Consider the following 19,231-nt stretch of genomic DNA (forward strand, 5'->3'; position numbering starts at 1 on the left):
TCAATCTAAGGCTTCGTTGAATTCGTTTCTGAAATTTTGCACTGAGGGAAAAGGAATAAAAAACACTTCTAGGCAAAGATGCTTTCTTGAGAAATTTTCTAGCTTTTTATCTAGTTGTGTTGCAATTATTGGGGTTTCGAGAATTAGCCTTTCTTTGAACTCCTGAGCAAGTTCTCTACTGCTTTTGTTGTTCTTGTTGTCATAGGCGTCCCAGTTGTACCCAATTAGGCAGGCATGATTTATTCTAGCCCCAGGTCCAGGCTCACCCAGTTTTATATGTTCGGTGACAGCTTTTTGAACCTCTGGCTCTGCATATTTGAAATGCTTGGTTATCATCGTAAATTCGTGCTTATAGATTTCATCTAAATGAAAGCTTTCAATGCTTTTCAAAGCAGATATGATCGCGTCATCTATCTTTTGGTATAACTTTGATTCGCCAAAATAAAAGTCTACGATTTCATCTTCTTCATTCCATCTTGCATGGATGCCGTCGGACCCATTTGCCTCAAGCTTTCTGTTGGTTTTTAGCTCCATTTTAGAGACTATTTGTGGGGCCTGTATTATTGACTCCATTAGAAAGAATAACAGTGTTTCTCCGGCTTCACCTGTTTTGTCTGGACTATCATCTGTGATGTCCGGGTGACGAAATAGCTTGCGTGCTTCCTTTATTAATTGTGCAGACTCTTTTGCAGTGATAGCTGAAGGCCTGTTTTTAGCGGCAATGCAATAGTGAATGATGTATTGATATAAAAGCTCCGCGAGAGCTTTGGACATTGGTCGACCGTTGCCATCAAACTTTAAATGATGAAATCTTAGTTTTGCATTTAAGCCTTTAATGGTCTGTGTATGCTCAACGGAGTCTAGGCAGTGTTTGTAATCTTCAATGTCAACGGCGATAAATTTATTTATATCTTTTAGATTGACCATTCCTTGTCTCTCATTTGGCGCTTCTGTCGTCGAGCTATTTTTTGTAATGACGGATTAGTTTACTAGGTATCTTAGCGGACAAATCGGATCATCGTTTACGAGTGATATCATGGTGGCATCATTCTTTACTCCAAGTAAATCCCCATTTCTTTAGTGACGGAACAATCCTTTTGCTTCCGGTATTGCGGTGGCGAGCTTACTTTTGGCGTTCGCGGATGCCTGGGCTAATGGATGGGATAAAGGTTGGTGTCGGTTGTGCTTTGAATCGGATAGATAGGCATTCTTGAGATCGCTGCGCTCGCTTTGTTGTCGTTCGCAGCCTTCGGCAGCGGCTATAGGTTAGGGGGCTTTATTTTTAGGGTGGTCGGGAGGCCGCTATCTTGCCTTGGCTTTTGATCTTCCTGCCCCCTTAGACACGACGGCCGAACGCAGGCATTGAGCCGTGGGTAACCCGGCAGGACGCCGGGTTAGCCGCACTGGGCCATGGATGGCCCATTGCGGCGGCCCACGGATCAATGCCGGAGTTCGGGCATGCCGAGCCTAGGCGAGGCACCGAGTGGAGGGGCAGGAGCCTTTGGTTACTTTGGGCTTTTCAAAGTGACTCGCTGTAAGAGCGAAACCATAAGTGGCCGTTACCGCAGCAACGGATATGCCTCCAATATCAATGCACAATCTGCGCAAGAAACGCCTTAGCCCTCTCACTCTTCGGCGCCCCAAAAAACGCCTCCGGCGGCGCATCTTCCACAATCCGCCCCCCATCCAAAAACAACACCCGCTCCGCCACCTGCCGTGCAAACCCCATCTCATGAGTCACGCACAACATGGTCATCCCACTCCCCGCCAACTTCACCATCACATCCAACACCTCACTCACCATCTCCGGGTCCAGCGCCGAAGTCGGTTCATCAAACAACATGATCTTCGGCTCCATGCACAACGCTCGGGCAATCGCCACGCGTTGTTGCTGCCCGCCAGAAAGCTGGCTCGGGTACTTATCCGCCTGATTCTCAATCCCCACCTTGGCCAGAAACCCCCGGGCCAGTTCTTCAGCCTTTTTCCGCGACAACCCGCGCACGGTCATCGGTGCCAGGGTGCAGTTGTCCAGCACGCTCATGTGCGGGAACAGGTTGAAGTGCTGGAACACCATGCCCACTTGGCTGCGTACCTGGGCGGCTTCGCGGGTGTTTTGCGAGAGGTCGGTGCGGTCCACCAGGATCCGGCCTTTTTCGGCAATCTCCAGGCGGTTGATGCAACGGATCAGGGTCGATTTGCCGGAGCCGGAAGGCCCGCAGAGGACGATGCGTTCGCCCTGGCGCACTTTGAGGTCGATGTCGTGCAGGACGTGGAAGGCGCCGTAGAACTTGTTCAGCCCGGCAATATCGATCACCACTTCGCGTGGGTCGGCAGCGGGGCGGGCTGGCGCTTCGGATGCGGCGGGAAGCGGGGCGGTCTGGGTCTGCATGGCGGTTCTCCGTCGGTCAGTTGAAGCGCTCGGCGCGGTAGGGGGTGGGGTCGGTGAAGGGCGTTTCGCCGGTGACCATTTGCGCCAGCAGGTGGCCGCTCACCGGGCCCAGGGTCAGGCCGTGGTGGGCGTGGCCGAAGTTGAACCACAGGCCGGGGTGGCGCGGGGCGGGGCCGATCACCGGGCACATGTCCGGCAGGCACGGGCGGCGGCCCAGCCAGGGTTCGGCGTCGAGGCGTTCGCCCAGGGGGTAGAAGTTTCGGGCCAGGGCTTCGCAGCGGCGCAGTTGGATTTCGTTGATGGGGTCGTCGCGGTCGGCGAATTCGATGCCGGTGGTCAGGCGGATGCCGCCCACCATCGGTGCCAGGACGTAGCCACCCACCGGGTCGAGGATCGGGTGCTGCAGGCGGGTGCCGGGCAGGGCGGCGTAGTGCATGTGGTAGCCGCGCTTGATCGCCAGGGGAATGCGGTAGCCCAGGGGTTCGAAGATGCCGCTGGCTTGCGGGCCCAGCGCCACCACCACTTCCTGGGCGCTGATCGGGCCGAGTTCGCTGTGCACCTGCCAGCCGCCTTCGACCTGGGTCAGGCTCAGGGCGTCGCCGATGATGAATTGGCCGCCGCGCTGCTTGAACAGTTCGGCGTAGCCGCGGGTCAGGCCGCCGGGGTCGCTGACGGTCTTGGGGTCGAGCCAGTGCAGGCCGCCCACGATGTCGGGGTGCAGGCCGGGTTCCAGGGCCAGCAGTTCGGCGCGGTCCAGTACCCGGTAGTTGAGTTCGTAGTCGCGCAGGTCGGCGGCGGCGCGCTGGGCGAAGTCGAAGGCCTCCTGGTCGTTGAAGGCTTCGAGCCAGCCGCCGTCGGCGATCAGCTCCAGCATGTTGGCCGGGCGGGCCAGGGCCAGGTGTTCGGTGACGCAGCGTTCGATCAGCGGCAGCATGGCGCGGGTGGCGGTAGCCAGGCCCTTGGGCGAGGAGTGGCGCCAGTATTGCAGCAGCCAGGGGCCGGCCTTGGGCAGGTGGCGCAGGCTGTAGCGCACGTCCGATTGCTGGTTGAGGCCGTAGCGCACCAGTTTGGTCACTTCCCGGGGGAAGGCGTATGGAATCACGCTGGCACGTTCGATCAGCCCGGCGTTGCCGTGGCTGGTGCCGTTGCCCGGAGGCTGGCGGTCCAGCAGTACCACTTGGCGGCCGCGGGCCTGCAGGTGCAGGGCGCTGCTGACGCCGACGATTCCGGCGCCCAGAACGAGGGTTTGGCAATGCATGTTTGGGTCCTTATGACAGGGGCCGCGCGGCGGCCCGCTAAAGGGTTCAGTTCAGGTGCCGGCCCAGGCGGCCTTCCAGGTATTTGAGGCTGCGCCGCACCACTTCGACGATGATCAGGTAGAGCACCGCGGCCCACAGGTAGATCTGGAAATCGAAGCTGCGGGAGAAGGCCAGTTTGGTCACCCCCATCAGGTCGTAGATGGTCACCAGGGAGGCGATGGCGCTGGCCTTGATCATCAAGATCAGCTCGTTGCCCAGAGGCCCGATGGCGATCAGCAGCGACTGCGGCAGTATCACTTTGCGAAACGCGGTCCAGCGCGACAGGCTCAGGGCCTTGCAGGCTTCGCGCTGGCCCTGGGCTACCGCCAGCAGGCTGCCGCGCAGGATCTCCGCCTGGTAGGCGGCGGTGTTCAGGGTGAAGGCCAGCAGGGTGCAGAACCAGGCGTCGCGGAAGAACCACCACAGGCCCACGTCCTGCCAGAAGCCTTTGAACGAGCCCAGGCCGTAATACAGCATGAACAGCTGGGCCAGCAGCGGCGAGCCACGGAAGAAGTACACGTAGGCCCCGGTGAAGCGCCGCAGGAAACGATTGCTGGACAGCCGCCCGAGGGCGATCAGCAGGCCGAGCACGGCGCCCAGGCTGAAGGAAATCGCCACCAGCTTGGCGGTCACCAGCAGGCCGTCGATAAAGCGCGGGCCGTAGCGCTCCAGCAGTTCCTGGTTGAGGAACAGGTTCAGCAGGTCATCCAGGTTCATGGCTGCAGGCTCCGTTGCGCACGGTTGAAGCGCCGTTCGAGAAAGCTGAACAAGTGCCCCGACAGCGCCGAGAAGAACAGGTAGCCAAAGCAGGCCACGCTGTAGAACAGCATGGGTTCCTTGGTCACGCTGACCGCGAGGTTGGTCTGGCGCATCAGGTCCACCAGGGAAATGGTCGAGACCAGGGAGGTGTCCTTGAGCAGCGACAGCCAGTTGTTGGACAGGCCGGGCAGGGCGATGCGCGTCAGTTGTGGCAGCAGCACCCGGCTGAAGGTGGTGCGCCGCGACAGGCTCAGGGCGCTGGCGGCTTCGTACTGGCCCTTGGGCAGGGTCTTGAACGCGGCCAGCCAGATCTCGCTGGAGAAGGCGGCGAACACCAGGCTGAAGGCGATCATCGCGGCGACAAAGGTGTTGATCGCCACTTCACCGGGGTAGCCCAGGGCGCCGAGGATTTTCTGCGCGGCGATCTGGCAGCCGTAGTAGATGATCAGCAGGGTCAACAGCTCCGGCAGGCCGCGAAACACCGTGGAAAAGGTTGTGGCCCAGGCCCGCGCCCAGCGGTTTTTCGAGCGTGCGGCCAGGGCCACGGCCAGGCCCAGGGGCAGGCCGATGGGCACGCAGGCCAGGGCCAGGGCGATGGTCACCAGGGCCCCGGCGAGCAGGGCCGAGCCCCAGCCGCCGCTGGCAAAGGACAGGAGTGACAGCTGTTCGAACATGCGCGAACCCTCTGGAAAAATGAACCGTGCAGGGCGCCGCCGCGCTCAAGGGAGCGCGGGGCAACGGCAGCGGCAAAGGCGGGCGGTCAGTAGATGTCGAAGGCGAAGTAGCGGCTGGAGATCTGCTTGTAGGTGCCGTCGGCGACGATCTCGTCCAGGGCCTTGTTCAGGCGCTCGCGCAGGGCGTTGTCTTCCTTGCGCACGGCGATCGAGGCGTCGGCGGTGGTGCCATTGACGTCACCGATGATCTTGCAGCAGTCCTTGCCGGTACTTTCAGCCCAGGCCAGCAGCGGGAACTTGTCGGCGATCACCCCGTCCACGCGCCCGGCGGCCAGGTCGCTGTTGGCTTCGTCCAGGGTCGGGTAGAACTTCACGTCGGCACCGGCCGGGCCGTAGTGGTCCTCGGCGTAGATGGCCTGGGTCGAGGAGGCCTGGGCGCCCACGGTGCGGCCCTTGAAGTTGGTCTGCGGGTCGCTGATGTCCGAGTCCTTGGGCACCGCCACCGACAGCGGGGTGCGGTAGTAGTGGTTGCTGAAGGCGATCTTCTTCTTGCGCTCGTCGGTGGCGATCATCGAGGCCACCACGGCGTCGTATTTCTTCGCCAGCAGCGCCGGGATGATGCCTTCCCAGTCCTGGGCGACGATGGTGCATTCGACCTTCATGCGCTCGCACAGGGCGTTGGCGATGTCGACGTCAAAGCCGTGCAGCTGGTTGTTGGAGTCCACGTAGTTGAAGGGCGGGTAGGCGCCTTCGGTGGCGATCTTCAAGGTTTCGGCCTGGGCCGTGGAGGCGGCGATGACCAGGGCGCAAGCGCCGGCGAAGCGGAGGACGTTGTTCATGGAGCACCTCGGTTATTTATTGTTTTGGTCGGGCGGACGATGTGTAACCAACAAACTCGTTATGCAGGGCGGCGGTGGCTTCCAGGCGTTTTTCCACCTCGGGCCCCAGGTGCTTGCACACCTCGTTGACCAACAGGTGCACCAGCGACAGCATGGCCGCGGTGGACTCCCAGAACAGGTTGAATTCGGTGGGCACGCGGAACACCTCGTCGGCGTTCTGCTCGGCCCAGTCGCAGAAGGTGTCGGTGACCAGGGTCACCGGAATCCCGGCCTCGCGGGCCTTGTGGCACAGGGTCAGGGCGTGGCGCGAATAGCGCCTTGCCTCGAACACCACCAGGGCGCAGTCCTCGGCGGGGCTGAGCAGTACGTCGGCGAAATGCCCGGCGGCGCCGTCCACCAGGTGCACGCCGTCGCGCAGGTATTGCAGCAGGTGGACCATGGAAGCGGCGATGCCGCGCTCGGTCTGGAACCCCGCCACGTACACCCGGCGCCGGCTGGCCAGGCGCTGGACCACGGTCTGCCAGGCCGGGGTCAGGCTGTATTCGTAGACCTTGACCAGCGCCGCCACTTCCAGCTCGAAGCTGCGGGGCAGGCCCTGGGCCGCCGGGTTGGGCTGTTGGCGAAATTCCTGCAGGCGGTCGCCCACCAGCCACGGGCCTTCGCCGAGGTCGTTCTTCAGGTCGTTTTTCAGATCCTTGAAATGGCTGTAGCCGATGGCGCGGCAGAACCGGCCGACGCTGGATTCGCTGACGCCGAGTTTTTCGGCGATGTCGGCGGCGGTCTGGAAGGGCAGTTCGTAGAGGTTGGCCAGCATGTAGCTGGCAATCGCCCGGCCCGATGCGGTGGCGCTGGACAGGCTGCTTTCAAGGCGTTGTTTGATGGGTTGGCTCATGGTTGTTTTCATTCTTGTGGGCCGTTGACAATGGAAAATGAATGTTTTCTGTCATGAAGTCAACATTTGACAGTTAACTGGCGTGACGCGATAGTCAGGCACCTTCCAATAACAATTCCAATGGAGCTGCAATGACCGACGCGAACCACGCGACCCCGGCGCAGGCTGACGTCGAGTACCTCGACCTGCCGGCCTTGACCGACTTGCTGCAACGGATTTTTCTTCGCCACGGCACCTCTGCCGAGGTAGCCCAGGTGCTGGCCGACAACTGCGCCCGCGCCGAGCGCGATGGCTCCCACAGCCACGGGGTGTTCCGCATTCCCGGTTACCTGTCGTCCCTGGCCAGCGGTTGGGTCAATGGGCAGGCCGTGCCGCAGGTCGAGGATGTGGCCCCCGGCGTGGTGGCGGTGGACGCCGCAGGCGGCTTTGCCCAGCCGGCCCTGGCGGCGGCCCGCGCGCTGCTGCTGAGCAAGGCCCGCAGCGCCGGGATCGCGGTGCTGGCGATTCGCAATTCCCATCACTTCGCGGCCTTGTGGCCGGATGTCGAGCCCTTCGCCGAAGAAGGCCTGGTGGCCCTGAGCCTGGTCAACAGCATGACCTGCGTGGTGCCCCACGGCGCCCAGCGTCCGCTGTTCGGCACCAATCCGATTGCCTTCGCCGCCCCCCGTGAAGGCGCCGAGCCCATCGTCTTCGACCTGGCCACCAGCGCCATCGCCCACGGTGATGTGCAGATCGCCAAGCGCCAGGGCGAGCAACTGCCACCGGGCATGGGGGTGGACCGCAACGGCCAGCCCACTTGCGATCCGGCAGCGATTCTCGACGGCGGCGCCTTGTTGCCCTTTGGCGGGCACAAGGGCTCGGCGCTGTCGATGATGGTGGAGCTGCTGGCGGCGGCGTTGACCGGCGGCAACTTCTCCTTCGAGTTCGACTGGTCGCAACACCCCGGGGCGCAAACGCCTTGGACTGGGCAACTGCTGATCGTCATCGACCCCAGCCACCTGGGCGGCGGGCGTTTTGCCCAACGCAGCGGCGAGCTGGTGCGGCAGATGCAGGCCGTGGGCCTGGAGCGCATGCCCGGGGACCGGCGCTACCGCACCCGGGCCAAATCGCTGGAGCACGGCATTCCCCTGGCTACCGCCGAGCTGGCGCGACTGCGCGCTTTGGCGGCCGAGGCTTAAGGCCTTATCCCTTGGCACCGGGGTCGCTAAACCCTTGGTGCTACTCCAGGTAGTGGGCCCGGTAGCGGGCCGGTCGTGGATCGGATTTGCCGGTCCCTGCCAGCCCCTCCAAAGCATGCTGAATTTGCCTCCAAGGCAGCCTATGGGCGGCCTTGCCCCGTTTCGATAATCGCCTCCGACATTTCGTCCCCCGTTTGCGGAGCGCGCCATGCATAACAATAAGAACTGCCAGTACCCTCTGATTCCGGCCCTGCTCGTCGGCCTGTCGACCCTTGGCCTGGGCACTGTCGCCGAAGCCGAGATCATGCTGTACGACAAGGACCAGACGACCTTTTCCACCGACGGCTACATCAACGCCTTCTACGTCAACAGCAAGGTCGACCGCGCCGGCGAGCAGTACGACCGCCGGCAGGCGCGGGTGAAGATGGGCTTTCTGCCCAACTACCTGGGCTTCAACATGGGCAAGCAGGTGGACGACCTCAAGCTCGGCGCCCGGGCCTCGTTCTGGGTGACCATCAATGACAGTGAAACCAACGGCACCGACACCGCCATCGACGTGCGCCAGTTCTACGGCACCGTGGCCAACCCGGAGTGGGGCGAGGTGCTGATCGGCAAGGACTTCGGCCTGTTCGCCCGTTCCAACATCCTGCTCGATGAAATGCTCGCCGGGTACGGTCAGGTCAGCGACAGCCTGGGGCTGGTGGACGGCGGCGGGGTGTCGTTCGGCAACATCGGCAGCGGTTATCCCTATCCCTTTCCTTCGTCGCAGATCACCTACCGCAGCCCGGTCATGGACGGCTTGCGGGTGGCGGTGGGCATCCTCGACCCGGTGGATACCAACGACAGCAGCGCCCTGGGCAAGGCCTACCAGAAGAACCCGCGCACCGAGAGCGAGATCACCTACCAGTTCGACCTGGGCGGGGCCAAGTTCTACAGCTGGCTCAACGGCAGCTACCAGACCTCCGACAACACCGACCCCAACGTGCAATCGGTGACTTCCAAGGGCCTGGGCTACGGCCTGCAGGCCAAGATGGGCGGCCTGTCCCTGACCGGTTCCGGGTTCCAGGCCAAGGGCATCAATCCGTTCTTCACCAACAACGCCGGCGAAGCCACGCTGCGCAACGTGGACAGCAAGGGCTACCTGCTGCAGGGCTCGTACAAGCTCGGCAAGAACCGCCTGGCGCTGTCCTATGGCAAGACCCGTGATGACGGCAACGGCGTGGTCGGCAGCGGCGCCGATTACCAGACCCGGGGCGTGGCGCTGTTCCACGACATCAACGACAACCTCAAGCTGGTGGCCGAGTACAACCAGTTCGAGATCGACGGCCACCACACCAGTGCCCAGAACGAAAACACCGACACCTTCGCCGTGGGTGCCGTGCTGACCTGGTAACCCCAGCGCCGGCCCTGGCGTGCGCATCGCGCCCGGGCCGGCGCCGCGCATTCCCATTTCTCCCATATTTGCGCCTTCCCCTGTAGGAGCCGGCTTGCCGGCGAAGAGGCCCTCAAGCCTTGCACCAGCCCGGATGACGCCTTCGCTGGCAAGCCAGCTCCTACGGAGGTCGCGCCGCGCATTCCCCGCCTATTTTCCGCATTGGCGGATTTCCCGTAGGAGCCGGCTTGCCGGCGAAGAGGCCCGCCAGCCTTGCACCAAACCGGCCGACACTTTCGCTCGCAAGCCAGCACCTACGCCCATGGAACCGGCTACCCGCTACCCAAGTAGCATTCGTGCCCCAGGGCCGGCTTCGTACACTCATCCCTCAGATAACCGGCGCCGGAGGCGACGATGCAGCAAGCCCAGAGCGAGGGCGTGGTCAGTGCCATGTCCCAGGCCGTCGATCCGCAGCAGGTGGCCCAGGACCTGGCCAGCCAGTTGCTGCATCCGCACCTGGGCTTCGTGCTGTTTTTCTGTTCCGCCGAATACCCCCTGCAAACCCTCGGCCCGGCCCTGCAACACAGCTTTGGCGGCATCCCCCTGGTGGGCTGCACCAGCGCGGGGGAAATCACCCCCCTGGGCTACGGGCGCAATTGCGTGACCGCCATCGGCTTCGATCACCGGCACTTTTCCATCGCCGCCGAGCTGATCGACCAGATGGAACACTTCAGCCTGATCGACGCCCAGCAGATGGTCGAACGTCTGGTGGGGGATTGCCGCAGCAACACCCTGGCGCCGATCAAGGGCAACAGCTTCGCCCTGACCCTGCTGGACGGCCTGTCGAGCCGTGAGGAAATGGTCCTGGCCGCCCTCAGCGCGGCCCTGGGGGACATTCCGCATTTCGGCGGTTCGGCCGGCGATGACAACTACCTGACCCACACCCACGTGTATTTCGGTGGCGAATTTCACAGCGGCGCGGCGGTGGTGGTGCTGGTCAACACCTGGCTGGATTTCGAGGTGTTCACCACCCACCACATCCTGCCCCGGGAAGAAAAACTGGTGGTCACCGGCGCCGACAGTACCTTGCGCCGGGTCTATGAACTGAACGCCGAGCCGGCCGCCGAAGAGTATGCGCGGCTGATCGGCGTGCCGCTTGCGCAGCTCGACCACCGGGTGTTTGCCGCCAACCCGCTGGCGGTGCGGATCAACCAGCACTACTACGTGCGCGCCGTGCAGCAGGTGCACCCGGACCTGAGCCTGAGTTTCTACTGCGCGGTGGAGAACGGCATCGTCCTCACCGCCATGACCCCCGGCCCTTTGCTGCCCAACCTGCAACAGCTGTTCGACGGCTTGCAGCAGCGCCTCGGCGGGCTGTTGCTGACCATCGGCTGCGACTGCTTTTTGCGCCGCCTGGAGCTGGAGGACCGCGGCAGCCTGGAGCAGATCGGCGCCTTTCTGCGGGAGCAACGGGTGATGGGGTTCAACACCTACGGAGAACAGTTCAATGGCATGCACATCAACCAGACCTTCACCGGGGTCGCCATTGCCCGCAGTCGAACTCCGGCCCGCCGCTGAGCTGCAAGCGCAGCTCGCCTGCCTGCAGCGCGAGAACCGCAAGCTGCGGCGGATCAACAGCGCGCTGATCGAGCGGGTCGAATCCGGCATCACCCGGGGCAACGACCCTTATGCGGCGTTCCAGCATTCGGTGGTGCTGGCCGAGCAGGTGCGCGAACGTACCGACGCCCTGAACCAGGCCATGGCCGAGCTCAAGGCCGGCAACCACTTGCTCAGCGAAGCGCGGCTGCGGGCCGAGACTGCCCACCAGCATCTGATCGATGCCATCGAGAGCATTTCCGACGCCTTCGTGCTGTTCGACCAGGAGCAGCGCATCGTCCTGTTCAACAGCCGCTTCCGTGCCTTCTGGAGCCACAGCCGGGTGCGGATCATGGCCGGCATGCGCCTCTCGGAAGTGCGCCGGCTGATGACCAGCACCGGGCTGTTCAGCGAGGAACCGCGCAGCGGCGCCGACGAGCAGTTGCTCTATCGCCTGCACAACGGGCGCTGGCTGCAGGTCAGCGAGCGGCCGACCCGGGAAGGCGGGCGGGTGATCCTGTTCACCGACATCACCGAGGTCAAGCACAGCGAAACCCTGCGCCGGGAGCAGGCGGTGGCGCAAAAGTCGCACCTGCTGCAACGGGCGGTGGACAACCTGTCCCAGGGCGTGGCCATGGTCAATGCCGAGGGCATTCTCGAACTGTGGAACCGGCGTTTCCTGGAACTCAGCGGGCTGGCCCCGGTGGCCGCTCACCGCTTGTTTGCCGAGGTTATCGGCGACAGCGAGCTGAGCCTGCTGACCCCCGCCAGCCGCGACTGCAATGGCCGGGTGATCCACGAATGCGAGCAGCGCCTGAGCGACGGCCGGGTGCTGGAAATCCGTACCCATCCGCTGCCTACCGGCGGCTTCGTCAACACCTTCACCGACATCACCGAGCGCTACCAGCACGCCGAGGCCCTGAGCGAGAGCGAGCGCTGGATTCGCCTGATCACCGACCATGTGCCGGCGCTGATCGCCTACCTCAATGCCGATCTGGTGTACGAGTTCACCAACAAGGTCTACGAGGAGTGGTACTGCTGGCCCCGGGGCGTGATGCTCGGTCAGAGCCTGCGCGAGGTGCACAGCGAACAGCACTACCAGCGCCTGGAAAGCTATGTGGAGCGGGCTCTGGCGGGGGAGAGCGTGACCTTCGAATTCGCCGAAACCAACATCAACAACCAGGAGCGCTACATGCTGCGCTCCTACGTGCCCAATCGCCTGGCCAATGGTGAAGTGGTGGGGATCTTCGTACTGATCCGCGACATCACCGAACGCCGGCGCACCGCCGAGGCGTTGCATCAGGCCTACCAGAACCTGGAGCTGCGGGTGCGCGAACGCACCGCCGAACTGACCACCCTCAACCAGCAGCTGCTGCGCGAGATCGAAGAGCGCAGCCGGGTTGAATCCCGGCTGCGGGAGGCCAAGGGCGAGGCTGAACAGGCCAACCTGTCGAAGACCAAATTTCTCGCCGCGGTCAGCCATGACCTGCTGCAACCCTTGAATGCCGCGCGGCTGTTCACCAGCGCCTTGCTGGAGCGCCGCGATCCCCAGGCCAGCAGCGCCCTGGTGCGCAATGTCAGCAACTCCCTGGAGGACGTGGAAAACCTGCTGGGCACCCTGGTGGACATCTCCAAGCTCGACGCCGGGGTGATCAAGGCCGATATCGCGCCCTTTGCCTTGAGCGAGCTGCTGGAAAACCTTGCCGCCGAGTACGCCCAGGTGGCCCGCAGCGAGGGCCTGGAACTGCACTTCGTGGCTTGCTCGGCACTGGTGCGCAGCGACATCCAACTGCTGGCGCGGATCCTGCGCAACCTGCTGAGCAACGCCATCCGCTATACCCGCCAGGGCCGCGTGGTGCTGGGCTGTCGGCGCCAGGGGCGCTGGCTGTCGATCGAAGTCTGGGACAGCGGCATGGGCATCGCCGCCGAACGTCTGGAGGAAATCTTCCAGGAGTTCAAGCGCGGCGAAGAACAGCGCCCGGACCAGGATCGCGGCCTGGGCCTGGGGCTGGCCATCGTGGAGAAGATTGCCGGGATTCTCGGGCACCGCATCGGCGTGCGTTCCTGGCCGGGGCGCGGCTCGGTGTTCAGCGTGCAGGTGCCGATCAGCGCCAGCGCACCCTTGCCGGCGCCGCGCCCGGAACTGGGGGAAGCCCTGCTGGAACGTCTGCACGGCGCACGGATCTGGGTCCTGGATAACGACGCGGCGATCTGCGCCGGCATGCGCACCCTGCTTGAAGGCTGGGGCTGCCAAGTGATCACCGCCCTGTCCGAAGAAGACCTGGCACGCCAGGTGGACGACTACCGCGCCGAAGTCGATCTACTGATTGCCGACTACCACCTGGACCGCCAGCAGAACGGCATTGACGCCGTGGCGCGAATCAACGCCCGCCGCGCCCTGGCGATCCCGGCGATGATGATCACCGCCAACTACAGCAACGAGCTCAAGCAGCAACTGCGCGAGCTGGGCCACACCCTGATGCACAAACCGGTGCGGCCGATGAAACTCAAGACTGCCATCAGCCACCTGCTGAGCCCGGCCACCCCCACACCCCATCACTGACGGCCAACCGTAGGAGCTGGCCACTGTCATTACCAACCGTAGGAGCTGGCTTGCCAGCGAAGAGACCCGAGAGACCGCCTTCGCCGGCCAGCCGGCTCCTACGGGCCCAGGCCACTGTCATTACCAACCGTAGGAGCTGGCTTGCCAGCGAAGAGGCCCGAGAGACCGCCTTCGCCGGCCAGCCGGCTCCTACGGGTCCAGGTCACTGTTATTACCAACCGTAGGAGCTGGCTGGCCAGCGAAGGGGCCCGCGAGATCGCCTTCGCCGGCCAGCCGGCTCCTACAGGAACGGTGCACGATCAGCTGCATTCAGCGGCGCAGGTAGGCGCCGAAATCGATATCCCCGGCACTCAGGATCGCTTGCACCCGGTTGTGCACATTGAGCTTGCGCAGGATCGCCGAGACGTGGGCCTTCACTGTGGTTTCGGCAATGTCCAGGGTGTAGGCGATCTGCTTGTTGGACTCGCCCTTGGTCATGCGCTCCAGCACCAGGAGCTGTTTGCGGGTCAGGGCCTGCAGCAGTTCCGGGGGGAAGCTCGGGGTCTCGCTGCTGCGTCGGCCCGGCGGGCTTTTCTGGGTGCGGATGATGTCCGGTGGCAGGTACACATTGCCATTGAGGATCTGTTCGATGGCCTCGGTCATCTGCGAGCGCGGCGAGGATTTGGTGATGAAGCCCACGGCGCCGTAGGTGATGGCCTGGAGCACGATCTGTTTGTCCTGTTCGGCGGAAACGATCACCACCGGAATGGTCGGCGCTTCGTTGCGCAGGGTGATCAGGCCGTTGAGGCCGTGCATGCCGGGCATGTTCAGGTCCAGCAGGATCAGGTCCAGGTCGTCGTGTTCCTGGGTCAGGGCCAGGGCGCTGTCCAGGTCGGCGGTTTCCATCACCTCGCTGCCGGGAAATCCGTCGCTGATGACGTTGTGGATGGCTTCGCGAAACAGTGGGTGATCGTCGGCTATCAGAATTTTATACATGGCCTTTCACCTCGTTATTGTGAGTGTGCGGGGGGGCTTTTGCAGCTTCAGGGAAAGGCTTCCGGCTGGGCCGCCACCACCGGCAACCCGGCGGCCTCCCAGGCGTCCAGGCCGTCGCGATACCAGTACACAGAGGTATAGCCCAGGGCTGCGGCGCGTTTTACCGCGTTCCAGCTCAGCCAGCAATCGGCGCGGCAGTAAAACACCAGCGGCTGGTCCAGGGCGCCGGCGCTGAGCTGTTGCAGATAGCGGCTGAAGTAGTGCTGCCACTCGGGGCTCAGTTCGCCGTCGCCGGTGTTGGCCAGCCAGTGGCTACCGGGCAGGTTGGCGTGGGGCTCGCTGTCAATGAAACGACCTTGCAGCCATTGCCGGCGATAGACGTCGATCAGCAAAGGTTTGCGCGGCTGCTGGAGCAGGGCTTGCAAGCCCTTGGTGTCGATGATCTGCGCGGTTTCGATCCGGGTGGGTGTCGGGCTGCGGTAAAGGCTGGTGCGATAGCCCTCGGCGGAGAACAGCGGGGTTTCGGCGTGGGCCATCCCCAGGGTCAGGCTCAGGGAGAGCAGGGCCAGGGTCTGCAGGGCACGGGGCATAAGGGGGGTGTCCTTCTTGTTATGGGGGTCATTACATGCCAGGGCGAGGGCATTTGTGAATGCGACCATCGACAGCAAAAGCAGTACCAAAGTCGTAGATCGCCCATCGGCAGGCGCTGTGTAGGAGCCGGCTTGCCGGCGAAGGGGGCCTTGGGTTTGGCGTTGGGCTTGCGGGCCTCTTCGCTGGCAAGCCAGCTCCTACGGGGGGGAGGTGGGTGTGAGGGGTGTGGCTCAGGTGCTTTTGCGCAGGGCGGCGTGCTGCGGGTTGAAGGTCAGCACCGCCAGCAGGGAGAACACCAGGGTCAGCCCCAGGCATACCGCCAGGGCCAGGAGGTTGAAGCGTTCATACAACGCAAAGCGCACCAGCTCCACGGCGTGGGTGAAGGGGTTGAGGGCGCACAGCCAGTACAGCCAGGGGCTGGCTTCGAGCATCTTCCACAGCGGGTACAGCGCCGAGGACAGGAAGAACAGCGGGAAGATCACGAAGTTCATCACCCCGGCAAAGTTCTCCAGCTGGCGGATGGCGTTGGACAGCAGCAGCCCCAGGGCGCTGAGCATCAGGGCCACCAGCAGCAGGGCCGGCAGCGCGGCCAGCAGGCCCATGGCCGGCGGCTGCACGCCGTAGAGCCAGGCCACGGCGAGGAAGGCGTAGACCTGCAGCAGCGAGATCAGCGAAGTGGCCAACAGCTTGCTGGCCAGCAGGAAGGCCCGGGGCAGGGGGCTGGTGAGCAGCACGCGCATGCTGCCCATTTCCCGGTCGTAGACCATCGACAGTGAGCCCTGCATGCCGTTGAACAGCAGGATCATGCAGGCCAGCCCGGGAACGATGTAGACCTCGTAGGGAATGTAGGTGCTGTAGGGCTCGATGATGGCGATGCCCAGGGCGGCGCGAAAGCCGGCGGCGAACACCAGCAGCCACAGCAGTGGGCGCACCAGGGCGCTGAGAAAGCGTGTGCGCTGCAGCACGAAGCGCAGCCATTCGCGCAGCACGATGCCGCGCAGGCATTGCCAGTAGGCGTTCATGCCAGGGGTTCTCCGATCGGCGCCGGGCGCGGCAGGGGATTCTGGGTCAGGCGGGCGAAGGCCGTGCCCAGGTCGCCGCCCTGTTCCTGGCTGATGGCGCTGGCCACGCCACTGGCCACCAGGCGCCCCTGATGCAGGATCAGCAACTGGTCGTCGGCCTGCACTTCGTCCAGCAGGTGGGTGGTCCAGAGCACGCTCAGGCGCTGTTCCTGGCACAGCTGGCGAATGTGCCGGTTGAGGGCCAGACGGCTGGCCGGGTCGAGGCCGGCGCTGGCTTCATCGAGCAGCAGCAGGCGCGGTTCATGCAGCAGGGCGCGGGCGATTTCCACCCGCCGGCGGTGGCCGCCATTGAGGGCGCGCACGCTGTCCCGGCGCCGTTCGGTCAAGCCCTGGCGTGCCAGTTCAGCGTCGATCCGCGCCTGCCCCTGGCGCCGCGACAGGCCGTGCAGCGCGGCGTGGTAGTGCAGGTTCTGCTCGACGCTCAGGTCCAGGTCCAGGGTGCTTTGCTGGAACACCACGCCGAGCTGGCGCAGGGCGGCCCGGGCGGCGTTGCGCAAGGAGCAGCCGCCGACGCGGATGTCGCCCTGCTGCAGGTCGTAGAGCCTAGTGAGCAGGGCGATCAGGGTCGACTTGCCGGCGCCGTTGGGGCCCAGCAGCGCGGTAAAGCGCCCGGGAGCCAGGCTCAGGCTGACCTGATCGAGGGCCTGGCGCGGGCCATAGGCGAAGCTCAGTTGGCTGACCTCCAGGGCGTTCATGGGGTCACCACCACGCCCCAGGGATAGCGCCCGACCTTCACCGACTTGAGCACCTTGAGGCTGTTCACATCGATCACCGAAACATCGCCGCTGACCCCGTTGGTGGCCAGCAGCTGGCTCTGGTCCGGGGTGAATGCCAGCTGCCAGACCCGCCGCCCCACCAACAGGTAGTCGAGGATCTCGTAGGTCTTGGCGTCGATCACCGCCACGTGGTTGGCCGGGCCCAGGGCGACGAAGGCGTACTTGCCATCGGCGCTGAGCTTGATGCCCACCGGCTGCACCTTGTCCGGGTGCACGCCCTTGATCTTGAAGTTCAGGGTCTTGAGCACCTGGCGCGTGGCCACGTCGAGGATGGTCACGGTGCCGCCGATTTCCGCCGAGGCCCAAAGCCTGGAACCGTCCTGGTTGAACTCGACAAAGCGCGGGCGCTGGTCCACCAGGGTGCTGTCGGCCAGGGTCTGGGTGCTGGTGTCGATCCAGTGCAGCATGTTGGTGGTTTCACTGGTGTTCACCGCCCACTTGCCATCGGGGCTCACCGCCATGCCTTCGGGCTCGACCCCGACGTTGATCTGGCCGAGGACCTTGGCGGTCTCGGTGTCGATCACCGTGACCAGAGCATCGTCCTCGTTGGACACGTACAGCCAGCGGTTGTTGGGGTGCAGGGCGAACTGCTCGGGGTCCTTGCCGGATGGCAGCTCCTTGACGATCTTGCGGGTGGCCACGTCCATCACCTGGACCCGGTCCGAATCGCTGGCGCAGATGTACAGCAGCTTATTGTCATGGGACAGCAGCAGCCCGCGCGGGCGCTGGCCCACCGGCAGGGTCTCGGTGACTTCCAGGGTCTGCAGGTCGATCAGGCTCAGGCTGTTGTCCTTTTCGTTGGAGACCCAGGCCGTGGCGGCCATGGCGTGCCCGGCGGCGAGCAGCAGGGCCGCGCAGAGGGCGGAGCGGCAGAGAAGGGGGCGGCGCATGGCGGATTCCTTGTTGTTGTGGTGATCGGATCAGGGGTAGCGGCAGGTCACTTCGGGACGGTCGTAGCCCAGGCTGTCCATTTCGTTGAAGGGGTGCAGGAAACCGTCCTGGGGCGAAGTGCTGACTAGGGCTCGGGGTTGCACCAGGGGAATCGGCTGGCGCAGTTCGCCGTTCCACGGCCGGTAGCTGAGCTTGCGGCCCTTGAACCCGTCCAGCGGCAGCTGGTCGCTGAGCAGCAGCGCCTGCAGGGCCCGAGGGTCGGCCTGGCGCAGTTTGCTGACGGCGCTGGCGACGCTGCGCACGGCCATCCAGGCGGCGAAGTCGCGGTCGTTCATCCAGCGTCCGGCCTGGGCTTCGAAGCGCTTTTGCAACTGCGCGGCGCCGAAGGTCTCGACACTCTTGTGCCAGCCGGTGGGGGTCAGGCCCTGGGTGCCGGCCACCGGGCGCGGGTACCAGGTCTGGTAGGGCAGGTATTCGCCGAAGTCGCCGCGCTCGTCGGCCACCAGCACCACGTCGTACTCGGCGGTCTGGGTGAACAGCGGCATGTCGGCCTGGGCGCTGCGGCGCTGGTCGTTGTCGAAGCTCCAGGTCTTCTCGGCGACGATCTTCAGGCCGAAGCGCTGCATGGCCCGGCGCAGGGCGTCGGCGTAGGCGCGGTCGTCCTCGGTCTGGCCGACGATCAGCAAGGCCCGCTGCCATTTGCGCAACACCATGAACTGCACCAGGGCGTCGGCCAGCATCGCCCGGCCGGGCAGGCTGTGCAGCACGTTGCTCAGGCACTGGCTGCTGCGCAGGCGGTCGTCGGGGCTGCCGGCGTTGAACAGCAGGCTGTCGGGCAGGGCCGCCGACAATTCGCGCAGGCTGGCCGCCGGGGCATTCACCACGAACAGCCGCAGGCCCTGGTCGTGCTGGGCCCTGGCGGCTTGCAGCAGGGCCGCGGGGCTGTCGACGCTGGCGCTGTCGAGCTGGAACTGCTGCTTGAGAAAGCGCCCGGTGCTGTTGCTGTCGACAATCGCCAACTGGGCGCCTTGCAGCCCGGCGTCGGCGGGCTCGGGGATGATGTTGGACAGCAGCGGGCCGGGATCGGGGCGATAGCCCAGGTAACCGATGCGCACCTGCAAGGGTTCCTCGCTGGCCTGGCTGACGGTCATGGACAACAGCACCGAGGCCAGGACCAGCAGGCAAGTCGGGATAAGCGGGGCAGGCTTGTGCATAGGGCGCTCCACGGCAGGTGGCGCCAGCATAGGAACAGTGCCGGGACGGGGAAATATGCAGAAAGTAGCGCCCGGGCAGTACCAAGGTAGTAACCCGGCGCGGGCGCGGCAGTCTTAGCATGGTCCCAGCGGCCTCGATCCT

The 19,231-nt window shown here is 64.1% G+C and carries 17 protein-coding genes; 4 read left to right on the top strand and 13 right to left on the bottom strand.

Annotated features, from left to right (window positions below):
• From P7C00_RS12030 to P7C00_RS12060, 7 genes are all read right to left on the bottom strand, one after another.
• Positions 1 to 927 (bottom strand): DUF1837 domain-containing protein, encoded by a 927-nt coding sequence (locus P7C00_RS12030; protein WP_404939148.1) that lies wholly within the window; start codon positions 925 to 927, stop codon positions 1 to 3.
• Between the two features lie 661 nt (positions 928 to 1,588).
• Positions 1,589 to 2,389 (bottom strand): amino acid ABC transporter ATP-binding protein, encoded by an 801-nt coding sequence (locus tag P7C00_RS12035; RefSeq protein WP_404939150.1) that lies wholly within the window; start codon positions 2,387 to 2,389, stop codon positions 1,589 to 1,591.
• Positions 2,390 to 2,405: 16 nt separating this feature from the next.
• The gene (locus P7C00_RS12040; protein ID WP_404939152.1) at positions 2,406 to 3,647 is read right to left on the bottom strand and encodes an NAD(P)/FAD-dependent oxidoreductase; all 1,242 of its coding nucleotides are present in this window, start codon (positions 3,645 to 3,647) and stop codon (positions 2,406 to 2,408) included.
• A 46-nt stretch (positions 3,648 to 3,693) separates the two neighbouring features.
• On the bottom strand, positions 3,694 to 4,404 hold the full coding sequence (locus tag P7C00_RS12045) for an ABC transporter permease (RefSeq protein WP_350404616.1): 711 nt from the start codon (positions 4,402 to 4,404) through the stop codon (positions 3,694 to 3,696).
• A complete protein-coding gene (locus tag P7C00_RS12050) occupies positions 4,401 to 5,120 on the bottom strand; it encodes an ABC transporter permease (RefSeq protein WP_053150433.1) in 720 nt (239 codons plus the stop codon). Before P7C00_RS12050 ends, P7C00_RS12045 begins: the two co-directional genes overlap by 4 nt.
• An 86-nt stretch (positions 5,121 to 5,206) precedes the next feature.
• Positions 5,207 to 5,959, bottom strand: coding sequence for a transporter substrate-binding domain-containing protein (locus P7C00_RS12055; RefSeq protein WP_346631588.1), 753 nt, complete (start codon positions 5,957 to 5,959; stop codon positions 5,207 to 5,209).
• Positions 5,960 to 5,975: 16 nt separating this feature from the next.
• On the bottom strand, positions 5,976 to 6,851 hold the full coding sequence (locus tag P7C00_RS12060) for a MurR/RpiR family transcriptional regulator (RefSeq protein WP_047285528.1): 876 nt from the start codon (positions 6,849 to 6,851) through the stop codon (positions 5,976 to 5,978).
• A gap of 131 nt (positions 6,852 to 6,982) precedes the next feature.
• Here P7C00_RS12060 and P7C00_RS12065 point away from each other — a divergent pair, with 131 nt between their 5' ends.
• The 4 genes from P7C00_RS12065 to nahK all read left to right on the top strand — a co-directional run bounded on the left by P7C00_RS12065 (position 6,983) and on the right by nahK (position 13,560).
• Complete coding sequence (locus tag P7C00_RS12065; RefSeq protein WP_404939154.1) at positions 6,983 to 8,029, top strand: Ldh family oxidoreductase; 1,047 nt, start codon at positions 6,983 to 6,985, stop codon at positions 8,027 to 8,029.
• A gap of 208 nt (positions 8,030 to 8,237) precedes the next feature.
• A complete protein-coding gene (locus P7C00_RS12070; RefSeq protein ID WP_404939156.1) occupies positions 8,238 to 9,422 on the top strand; it encodes a porin in 1,185 nt (394 codons plus the stop codon).
• 393 nt (positions 9,423 to 9,815) lie between these two features.
• A complete protein-coding gene (gene nosP, locus P7C00_RS12075) occupies positions 9,816 to 10,979 on the top strand; it encodes a nitric oxide-sensing protein NosP (RefSeq protein WP_404939158.1) in 1,164 nt (387 codons plus the stop codon).
• Positions 10,909 to 13,560: a hybrid sensor histidine kinase/response regulator NahK/ErcS' gene (gene nahK / locus P7C00_RS12080; RefSeq protein ID WP_346631584.1), complete on the top strand. Its 2,652-nt coding sequence runs from the start codon at positions 10,909 to 10,911 to the stop codon at positions 13,558 to 13,560. The genes nosP and nahK overlap by 71 nt, the downstream gene beginning before the upstream one ends.
• Before the next feature lie 309 nt (positions 13,561 to 13,869).
• Here the strand turns inward: nahK and P7C00_RS12085 are convergent, their stop codons facing one another.
• The 6 genes from P7C00_RS12085 to P7C00_RS12110 all read right to left on the bottom strand — a co-directional run bounded on the left by P7C00_RS12085 (position 13,870) and on the right by P7C00_RS12110 (position 19,089).
• Positions 13,870 to 14,535, bottom strand: coding sequence for a response regulator (locus P7C00_RS12085; protein WP_404939160.1), 666 nt, complete (start codon positions 14,533 to 14,535; stop codon positions 13,870 to 13,872).
• A gap of 47 nt (positions 14,536 to 14,582) precedes the next feature.
• Positions 14,583 to 15,125 carry a PQQ-dependent catabolism-associated CXXCW motif protein gene (locus tag P7C00_RS12090; RefSeq protein WP_311168208.1) on the bottom strand — a complete coding sequence of 181 codons (543 nt, stop codon included), beginning with the start codon at positions 15,123 to 15,125 and terminating at the stop codon, positions 14,583 to 14,585.
• A 231-nt stretch (positions 15,126 to 15,356) separates the two neighbouring features.
• Complete coding sequence (locus P7C00_RS12095) at positions 15,357 to 16,148, bottom strand: ABC transporter permease (protein ID WP_233323636.1); 792 nt, start codon at positions 16,146 to 16,148, stop codon at positions 15,357 to 15,359.
• On the bottom strand, positions 16,145 to 16,903 hold the full coding sequence (locus P7C00_RS12100; RefSeq protein WP_404939162.1) for an ABC transporter ATP-binding protein: 759 nt from the start codon (positions 16,901 to 16,903) through the stop codon (positions 16,145 to 16,147). Before P7C00_RS12100 ends, P7C00_RS12095 begins: the two co-directional genes overlap by 4 nt.
• Complete coding sequence (locus P7C00_RS12105; protein WP_346631581.1) at positions 16,900 to 17,874, bottom strand: YVTN family beta-propeller repeat protein; 975 nt, start codon at positions 17,872 to 17,874, stop codon at positions 16,900 to 16,902. The genes P7C00_RS12100 and P7C00_RS12105 overlap by 4 nt, the downstream gene beginning before the upstream one ends.
• 30 nt (positions 17,875 to 17,904) lie before the next feature.
• Positions 17,905 to 19,089 (bottom strand): ABC transporter substrate-binding protein, encoded by a 1,185-nt coding sequence (locus P7C00_RS12110; RefSeq protein WP_404939164.1) that lies wholly within the window; start codon positions 19,087 to 19,089, stop codon positions 17,905 to 17,907.
• Between the last annotated feature and the right edge of the window lie 142 nt (positions 19,090 to 19,231).

Source organism: Pseudomonas sp. JDS08PS003, from assembly GCF_045013505.1.
In the GTDB taxonomy this organism is placed as follows: domain Bacteria; phylum Pseudomonadota; class Gammaproteobacteria; order Pseudomonadales; family Pseudomonadaceae; genus Aquipseudomonas; species Aquipseudomonas protegens_B.